This window comes from Rhodococcus sp. WWJCD1 (assembly GCF_002258735.1).
Lineage (GTDB): Bacteria > Actinomycetota > Actinomycetes > Mycobacteriales > Mycobacteriaceae > Rhodococcoides.
Window position 1 is genome coordinate 1 of the sequence record NZ_NOXY01000039.1, and the last position, 1,443, is coordinate 1,443.

At 62.0% G+C, this 1,443-nt stretch carries 2 protein-coding genes; both read left to right on the plus strand.

Going from position 1 to position 1,443, the window contains the following annotated elements:
* Positions 1-62: 62 nt before the first annotated feature.
* Complete coding sequence (locus tag CH286_RS28345; RefSeq protein ID WP_037150117.1) at positions 63-548, plus strand: helix-turn-helix domain-containing protein; 486 nt, start codon at positions 63-65, stop codon at positions 546-548.
* Positions 545-1,399, plus strand: coding sequence for an IS3 family transposase (locus CH286_RS28350; RefSeq protein WP_242640219.1), 855 nt, complete (start codon positions 545-547; stop codon positions 1,397-1,399). Before CH286_RS28345 ends, CH286_RS28350 begins: the two co-directional genes overlap by 4 nt.
* Positions 1,400-1,443 lie beyond the last annotated feature (44 nt).

A 1,443-nucleotide genomic window follows, 5' to 3' on the forward strand; every position in this document is an offset into this window, starting at 1 on the left:
TGTGCACCGCTCCCCGGAAGTTGGACTGAGTAATTCAGTTCCGACTACTGGGGAGCGTGTGCATGCGTGTACGAAGTTCACTTACAGAGGATCAGCGGGTCGCGGCGGTAGCGTTGTTCGAGGATGGCATGGGTGCTGTCTCGGCTGCTGCGAAGGTCGGTGGCGGGACGAATGCTGTGGTTGTCCTCTACGACCGGTGGCGGGTTCGAGGGAGACATGCATTGGTGGAGAAACCGGATCGACAACACTTCTCGTTCGAGTTCAAACTTGCTGTGGTGCAACGTGTTCTGGCTGGCGAGAACAAGATCGAGCTCGCCCGCGAGTACGGACTGTCGTCGGCGAGAATCATCGACCCGTGGGTTCGCGGATACCGCCGCGACGGCGACGAGGCGCTACGTCCGAAGCGGGCGGGACGTCGACCGGCACCGGGAGTTGATCCGGGTGAGGCCAGCGAGCTCGACCGCCTCCGTGAGGAGAACGAGCGGCTGCGGACGCAGGTGGCGTACCTGGGAAAATTGCGGGCCTTGAGGGAACAGGGACGACGGTGAAGGTTCTCGCTGTCATCGCCCTCAAGGCTCAGTACCGTCTCGATGTGCTGCTCGACGTCGCCGGCTTGGCTCGCTCGACGTTCTTCTACCGTCAGGCGCAGATACGCAGGCCCGATCCGAAGGCAGCGTTGAAAGCGGCGGTGACCAGCGCGTTCGAGAACAACCATGGGCGCTACGGGCATCGCCGTGTGCACCGAGTCCTCGTCGATGCGGGGTGGCGGGTGGCGAAGAAGACGGTGTTGGCGGTGATGCGCGAGCTCGGGTTGGCCTGCCTTGTGCGGCGCCGTCGACGGTATGTCTCGTATCAGGGTCAGGTCGGGGCGGTCGCCGCGAACATCCTCGACCGCCAGTTCACGGCGGCGGCCCCGAATCAGAAGTGGGTCACCGACGTCACCGAGTTCCGGGTCGGGGACGCGAAGTTGTATCTGTCTCCGGTGATGGACTTGTTCGATCGTCAGATCATTTCGTATTCGATCGGTCGGTCCCCGACGACGGAGTTCACCAACCGTTCCCTGCGGGCAGCGCTGGACACCCTCGGTGAACAGGAGTGTCCACTTGTGCACTCGGATCAGGGATTTCACTACCAGCATTTCTCGTGGCGGCGGCTGCTGGCCGATGCGGGGGCGATCCAATCGATGTCGCGCAAAGCCAACTGCTACGACAATGCGATCATCGAGAACTTCTTCGGTCACCTCAAAGAAGAGATGTTTCATCACATCCGATATCTCGACCTGGGCACCTTGCAGACCGCGATCGAGGACTACATCGACTGGTTCAACAACGACCGCATCTCGCTACGCCTCGACGGCCTGAGCCCGGTGCGATACCGAGCTCAGGCCCTCGCCGCCTAGGCTTTGCATTGAGCAGTCCAACCCACGGGGTCCAGTGCAATGCA